General features: G+C 59.3%; 2 protein-coding genes. Both read left to right on the top strand.

Annotation, left to right across the window (positions count from 1 at the left end):
• Positions 1-1,718 (top strand): ShlB/FhaC/HecB family hemolysin secretion/activation protein (locus tag AB5Y92_RS18800; protein ID WP_368227375.1); only part of this gene is annotated, 1,718 nt, incomplete at its 5' end.
• A 29-nt stretch (positions 1,719-1,747) separates the two neighbouring features.
• Positions 1,748-8,502 (top strand): filamentous hemagglutinin N-terminal domain-containing protein (locus AB5Y92_RS18795; RefSeq protein WP_368227374.1); only part of this gene is annotated, 6,755 nt, incomplete at its 3' end.

Below are 8,502 nucleotides of genomic sequence, written 5' to 3'. Positions count from 1 at the left end.
AATACCCTTGGTCTACCTGTCAGAAAGCCCCGAGTGTAGCGGTCACCAGGGGCTGGGGCAGTTGCTGCTTGATGGTTTATTTGGGAAACAACGCCAGTCAAGCGGCAAACAACCCGGCCCAAGAAATATTACGCCAGCAAGAGCGGGAGCGCGTGCTACGCGAACAACAAGAAACCCATCCCGATCTCCGCTTCCCGGCCCCGGTTATGCCTGCGCAGACCCCGCTGCCTTCCGACGAATCGCCCTGCTTCACCATCAATACGTTTGAGCTTACCGGGACGGACGCTGACACCTTCGCTTGGGCACTCAAAGAGGCTGACTTTGCCAAAGGACACTGTCTGGGCACCAAGGGCCTTAACATCGTGATGAGCCGCATCCAAAATGCCATCATGGCCCGTGGTTTTGTCACCACCCGAGTCCTCGCCGCCCCTCAAGATCTGACCCACGGCGCCTTAACGCTGGTCGTGGTACCGGGCAGAGTCCGACATATCGTGTTTGCCCCCAATACCAATGCACGGGCTACTGCCTGGAATGCGGTGCCCGCCAGGCGCGGCGACATTCTTAACCTGCGCGACATCGAGCAAGCGCTTGAGAATTTTAAACGGTTACCCACCGTGGATGCCGACATTCAGATCACCCCCGCAGAGGGGGGCGATGCTCAACCGGGTGAGAGCGATCTGGTCATTACTTGGCAACAACGCTCGCCACCGGTGCGGGTGAGCGCGTCATTTGATGATGCGGGCAGCAAAACAACCGGGAAAATGCAGGGCAGTGCCACCCTCTCGCTGGACGATCTCGTTGCGCTGAACGATCTGTTCTACATCAACGTCAATCACGATCTGTTCAATGGCAACAACAAGGGAACCCGTGGCTATACCGCCCACTACAGCCTGCCTTACGGCTACTGGTCGTTAGGGACCACCCTCAGTGGTTATGAATACCGGCAGACGGTGGCCGGCGCCCGCCAGCATTACCTCTATCGCGGTACCAGCAATAACGCGGAAGTGCGTTTGTCTCGCGTCCTGTATCGCGATGCGGTGCGCAAGAGCGGGGCCTACATCAGTGGCTGGAAGCGGCGCTCTGACAACTTTATTGATGACACTGAGGTCGAGGTGCAACGCCGTCGCACCGGGGGATGGACTCTGGGGCTGACCCACCGTGAATATCTGGGGGCCTCGACTCTGGATGGCAATCTGGGTTATCGGCGAGGGACCGGGGCATTTGACGCCATGGCGGCCCCCGAAGAGCTGTTCGGGGAAGGCACCTCCCGCATGGCGCTCATCACTGCCGATGTGGAACTGATGACCCCGTTTACGTTAGGAACCCAATCACTTCGCTACACCGGTAACGTCCGCACCCAGTGGGACCGGACTCCGCTCGTCCCTCAAGATCGCTTTTCCATTGGCGGGCGTTACAGCGTGCGTGGCTTTGATGGCGAGCTGACCCTGATGGGTGAGCGCGGTTGGGTATGGCGCAATGAGCTGGGGCTCGCGCTGGGGGCTGGCCAATCGGTCTATCTGGGGGCGGATTACGGCCATGTCGGTGGTAATTCAACCCGTTGGTTAAATGGACGAGACCTCGCTGGGGCCGTGATTGGTCTGCGGGGTGGAATGTCCGGGTTTGCCTGGGACCTCTTTGTTGGCGGGCCGCTGCATAAACCGGAAGGATTTCAGACCAGTGCGTTGACCACCGGGTTTAACGTGAATTGGTCTTACTGAAGATTGCACGACATTAAGGGATTGGCATCATGAACAAGCACTGCTATCGGATTGTCTTCAACCGCTCATTAGGCTTGCTGCAGGTGGTTCCTGACATCGCCCGCCGACGGGGTAGCAGTACAGGACGTGTGGCCACAGCAACCGGTGCACGCTGCGTTGCCAGCATGCGCCCCGTGGCTTTTGCCAGTGCGCTGGCGTTGGGGCTGGTCAGCATTACGTTTCCCGCCCGGGCCCAAATTGTGGCCGACCCGACCGCCCCGGGTGCTCAGCAGCCCACCGTACTGGAGACGGCCAACGGGGTGCCGCAAGTCAATATCCAGTCGCCCAGCGCGGCAGGCGTATCACGCAACACCTACCAACAGTTCGATGTCGAGCAACAAGGCGCTATTCTCAACAACTCGCGTACCAATACCCAAACCCAACTGGGCGGTTGGGTACAGGGCAACCCGTGGCTGGCCAAAGGTACGGCTCGCATCATCCTCAATGAAGTCAATGCCAGTGATCCCAGCCGTTTGCAGGGGTACCTGGAAGTCGCTGGTGATCGCGCCCAAGTGGTGATTGCCAATCCGGCGGGTATTACCTGTGAGGGTTGCGGATTTATCAACACCCAACGCGCAACGCTGACAACCGGTACGCCAGTCATGCGTGATGGTGCATTAGAGGGCTACCGGGTCAAGGGCGGGGCTATCGAGGTACAAGGCAAAGGGCTGGATGCCAGCAGTACAGATTACACCGATGTGATTGCGCGCTCGGTCAAGGTAAATGCGGGGCTTTGGGCCAAACAATTGCACGTGACCACCGGCGTTAACGAGGTGAGTGCAGACCAGACTACCGTGACTCAACAAGAGACCAAGGGGGAAAAACCAGCCTTTGCCCTGGATGTGGGGGCATTGGGCGGCATGTACTCACAAAAGATTGTCATGGTGGGTACCGAGCACGGTGTCGGTGTGCGTAATGCGGGTACCCTCGGCGCACAAGTGGGAGAGTTGGTGGTCACGGCCGACGGTCGGTTGGAAAACAGTGGCACCCTGCAAGCCATGACCGATGTTCGACTCGAGGCTCAAGGTGGCATCGCCAATAGCGGCACACTCAGCGCGCAGCGTGAGTTGTTCGTCACCACCCCGCAAGATGTAGATAACAGCAAGGGAAAGATAAATGCGCGTCGGGTAGCGGTGCATGCGCAGTCGCTCACCAACCGGGAGGGGATGATTGAGCAGACGGGGCAGCAAGGATTGACGTTGCAAACGGCCCACACCCGTAACCGTGAAGGAAAACTCGGTAGCACCATGACATCCCCCACTCCCCAGTCGGAGCAGGGTGGTCCGTTAGATCAAGGAGGTGACGGTGCTGGTACCTTCCCGCCCCAGCCCAGCCACGGTGACAATAGCGCACAAGGCGGGACACCAGACCATCAACCCGCAGCAGCGACGCTCGCGAAGGGTGAGCTCCATATCACAGATACGCTCAACAACGATGGCGGCCGCCTGCTCGCGGGCGGCGAGATGACCCTGGACACCAGGTCGGTCGATAACCGAGAGGGCGTACTGGAGGTCGCGCAGTTGACCGTGACTGGCGGCGATCTGGATAACCGTCAAGGTGCGCTGCGGGTGAACGATGCTACCCACCTGGCGCTGGGTCAGTTAAATAATGAGGGGGGAAAGCTGCATGCGGCTGGTGTCCTGACGCTGTCGACTGACACGCTGAACAACCGGTCGGGCTTGCTGCAACATGCCGGTCACCAGCAGACACAGCTTGCTGTGACCAACTCGCTGGATAACAGTCATGGCACGTTGGCAAGCAATGCCGAGGCGTTGACGCTGGATGTCGGGATGCTGGTCAATGCCGATGGCACCTTACAACACACCGGTGACGCAGGCCTCATCCTCCGCGCTGGCGAGCTTCAAGGTTCGGGTGGCCATATATCGACCCCGGGCGTTGCCACTTTGCGTCTGGGCAAGACCGACCACCGCAAGGCGTCCCTGGAGGCCCGCAGCATTGACCTGCAGGCCGAGAGCATGGACAACAAGGGGGGAACCATACGCGCCAGTGGCAACGCCCTTAGCACCTTGGCGGTAAGCCATGGGCTTGATAATAGTGACGGGGGCCAGATAGCCAGTCAGGGCGACCTGAAGATTGAGGCAAACGAGCTCGATAACCGCCGTGGCGCGATTGAACATGCGGGCAATGGCGCGTTGACGCTCAACACTACCACGTTGCAGGGCATCCAGGGCAAGATTGCCAGCAACGGCAATCTGCAGCTAACCGGTGACACCCTCACCTTGGCGCAAGGCCCTACCTCGGCCAAACAAATAACCATCGACTCCGGCACGCTGGATAATACTGCAGGCACTCTGGTGGCCGACAGCGGTTCTTTGCACCTCACCGTCCGCGGCGCGATGACCAACAAAGATGGCAAGTTGCTGGCCAATGGACCGGTGAGCGTCACCGCGAATGCACTCGATAATCAGGGCGGTCAACTGGTCTCCAGCGAGGAAGCCATGACACTGGCTGTCACCACCACCCTCGACAACAGCCTGCAGGGGCTGGTGGCTGCCAAAGAGGGCATAAGTGTCACCGCAGCCACCCTAGATAACAGCGAAGGGGCCATCGAACATGCGGGCGACGGCGCCCTCACCCTCAAAACCGATACCCTGAATGGCCCCAAAGGCAAGATCGTCAGTAACGGTGCTCTGAGCATCAAGGGTGAATCGGTCAATCTGGCGCAAGGCACCACCTCGGCGCAGCGTATCGCCCTTGATACCGGCTCGCTTGATAACGCCGGTGGTACAGTGGTTGCCCACAACGGCGAGCTGCAACTTACTGCCCGCAACACCCTCGATAATCAGGCAGGCAAGCTGTTGGCGGCCGGTCCGCTGACCCTCACGGCCGGTGAGCTGGCTAACCAGGGCGGTGAAATAGCCGCGACCAAAGACGGGGCACTTCAGCTCACCGTGGACGGCTCCGTCAATAACAGCCAGCATGGCCTGCTGGCGGCTAAGGGTGACATGCAGGTAACGGCCAAGACGCTCGATAACAGCGAAGGGGCCATCGAACATGCGGGCGACGGCGCCCTCACCCTCAAAACCGATACCCTGAATGGCCCCAAAGGCAAGATTGTCAGTAATGGTGCTCTGAGTGTGAAGGGACACCATACCGATTTGAAAGAGAGCACAACACAAGCTCGACAAGTGGAGATAGAGACCGACCAACTGCTCACGGCAGGCGGTAACGTGATTGCCACTGGCAGTGAGCAGATGAATATCCGGGCGCACGATACCCTTAATAACCACGCCGGGCGCTTGGCCACCAATGGCACGCTACAGCTGTCGACCGGGGAATTGCTCAACCAGTTGGGCACAGTCCTGTCTGCGGGTACCGGAGAGAACCAGCTCAATGTGACACGCAAACTGACCAATACGGATGGCTCCCTGGTGTTGGCAGGGAGCGCCACCGTGCGAGCACAAGCGCTGGACAATCAGGGCGGCAAGATACACACAGCAGGCCACCAAGGCTTGGCGTTAACGGTGGATGGCCATGCCGATAACAGCGCCAAGGGCTCGATTGTCAGCACAGGACCACTGCGCCTGAACACTGGGGCAATGGGTAATCGCCATGGCGCAATCGAGAGCGCGAGCACCATGGTGGTGGGCATTGGCGCGGGTCTGGATAATCGTGAAGGCAACGTGATTGGCGCGGGTGATGTCACTATCAACGCCGGCAGTCTGGATAACCGCGTCAGTGGTGTTATCGCCAGCGCCAAAGGTAGTCTGCAGCTCGATGCGCAGGGATACAGTGACAATGGCGGTGGGTCATTGCAGGCGCAAGACCTGCTCACGGTTGGCAGCGCCGGTTTGGGCAATAGCGGCGGCAGCATCATCGGGAGAGAGGTTCGGGTAGATACCCGGCAATTGGCACTGGATAACCAGCACGGCACTCTGGCAAGCCAGCGTGGGGAGCTAGATATCAAGAGCGGTGCGCTGAATAACGACAGCGGGCTGCTGCAATCAACCGGGCCACTGAATATTGATACCCACGGTCAAGCATTGACTAACAGCCATTCGGGTGCTGCGGGGGGCATCGTCAGTGGCAACAGCCTGACTTTACGCAGTGGCGACCTACTGAACCTGGCGGGGGTCATCCATGGCAACGGACAAGTGGTGGTGCAAAGCGGCGCACTGGATAATCAGAGCGGCAAGCTAACCGGGCTAGCGCACATCGATATCAAGGGTGCGGCGCTGGATAACCGGAATGGCCAGGTACAGGCGGGCCAGGACCTGCAGATGGCGCTGGCAGGAACAACCAATAATCAGCACGGCCTGCTGGCGGCCGGACATGGATTGCAACTGAACGCAGATACCGTGCAAAACAGTGACACCCAGGGCAGCCATGCCTCCCCCCTAGGGCTACAAGGGGAACACGTCACGCTGACCGCCCGCCATATCGACAACCACAACGGCGAGATAGCGGCGGACCAGCACATCGCCATTCAAGGCGGTGGCGCACTGGATAACAGCCAGGGGCGCATCACCTCCGCGAATACCTTGACCGGGACGCTTGGCAATGTGGCCAACCGTGCAGGCACCCTGCTTTCTGGCGGGGCCTTCAATCTGGTTGCCAATAGCCTCAGTGGCAATGGCCGGGTGCTTTCGAAGGGCGGCCTGACCTTGACCATGCAGCAAGATTTTATTAATGAGCAAGACGTTTCAGCCAATGGGAAAGCTGAGATAACCACCGCCGGTCGTTTGACCAACCGGGGCACCCTGCAGGCCAAATCGCTGACTGTGCAGGCGGCGGATATCGATAACCAGGCCAGCGGGCAACTGCAAGGGACCACGACGCATGTAGTGGCAAGCAACACCTTGGCCAACCGCGGACTTATCGATGGCACACAAACCCGCATCCAGGCAGGCACCCTGGATAACGTGGGCAGCGGACGCATCTATGGCGCCCAGTTGGCCATTCAGGCCAACACCCTGCAAAACCGCGAGGAAGGGGGGCGAGCGGCAGTCATCGCAGCCCGCGAACGGCTCGATATCGGGGCAACGACCCTGACCAACCGCGAGCATGGGCTGATATTTAGCGCGGGTGACATGGCTATCGGTGGCGCCCTGGATGCCAATGACCGAGCCACCGGGCGCGCAGGGTTGGTACAAAATGACAGCGCCACCATAGAGTCGCTTGGCCATCTGTCGCTGGCTACCGGGCAACTGTTGAACCGTAACCTCCATTTGCGCACCGAGGAGGTGCAAGTAGCCGGTCCCACCGCCAAAATTTATATCCAGCCAGAGGGAGAGGCCAACAAATACGATGAGAGTGAGCTTCGCTGGGATGGTGGTGATGGAGGTAACTACCATGTTATCGCCACAGGCCAGAAACTGGCGAGATATACCAAGTTTTACGTCACTCGCTCTGAATTTGAGACTCAGGTGAAAGCAAGTGACCCGGCGCGCATCCGCGCCGGAGGCAATATCACCCTGAGCGGAGATAACCTGACCAATGACAACAGCCACATGTTGGCGGGCGGCGCCTTGCTGGGGGATTTGCAAAATCTGCACAATCAGCAGGCTGCCGGGATACACCGCATTCATGAGGAAGGAAGCAGTGAGTTTTCTTACACCAAGCGGAAACGAAGGGGACACAAGAAAGGGACTTTTCGTTACAACGATAACCTTGGCGCCTACACCCCCGCTGACATCACACGACAGATTGCATTAAACGTCGCCCAAACAGCCTCCTATTCATCCGACGGCAGCAGTGGTTACCGTGTGACAGGGCTTGCGGGCACAGGTGTCGGTGATACTATCGGTGGCCGCAACCAACCAGCTAACACAACACCGCACGGGCGTCAGATTGTCGAAGTAACAGCGACGTCCGGTGGTAGCAATGGCCCCTCAAGTGTATCAGGGCAACAGGTTGCCTCCCCGGGTAATGTGCATGGCGCAACAATCGATGAGCCCTCGGTCACGGTATCAGACAAGGTTGATAACCTCGTCCCGCAAGCACCGGCAGTGATCCGCACCCTGTTGGCTGATACTACCGTACCCGATAACAGTCTGTTCCAGCCAGGCCCGGCAGCCAGCGGCTATCTGGTCGAGAGTGACCCGCGCTTTACCGATTATCGCAATTGGCTGGGCTCTGACTACATGCTCAAGCAACTCTCGGTCGACCCCGCCACCACCCAGAAGCGACTGGGGGATGGCTTTTATGAGCAGATGCTGGTGCGTGACCAGCTGTCCCAGCTGACCGGTCGCCGCTTTCTGACGGGTTACCACGATGACGAAACGCAATATCGCGCCCTGCTGGATGCCGGGGTGACGGTGGGACGCGCCTGGCAGTTACGCCCAGGCATTGCCTTGAGCCCGGAACAGATGGCGCAGCTGACCAGCGATATCGTCTGGCTGGTCGAGCGCGATGTCACCCTGGCCGATGGCACTGTGACCCGAGCGTTGGTGCCGCAACTTTATGTCCGGGTCAAACCGGGCGATCTGGATGGCAGCGGTACCCTGCTGGCCGCCAATCAGGTGGATTTGAATATCAAAGGTGACCTGGTTAACTCGGGCACCATCGCAGGTCGCACGGCCGTCCAGTTGACCAGCGAGAATGTGCGCAACCTCGGCAACATCCAGGGTGACAAAGTGGCGCTCACGGCACGCCACGATATCGACAATATCGGTGGCGTGATTGGCGCAGAGAGCGCCCTCTCGGTCAAGGCCGGACGTGATCTCAACCTCACCAGCACCACCCGAAGTGATGCCAAAACCGCGGGGCTCAGTGATTTCAGTCG

It is taken from the genome of Aeromonas sp. R1-1 (assembly GCF_040908495.1).
Classification (GTDB): Bacteria; Pseudomonadota; Gammaproteobacteria; order Enterobacterales; family Aeromonadaceae; genus Aeromonas; species Aeromonas veronii.
Note: the sequence above shows the minus strand (reverse complement) of the source record. Positions and strands in the feature narration are given on the sequence as shown.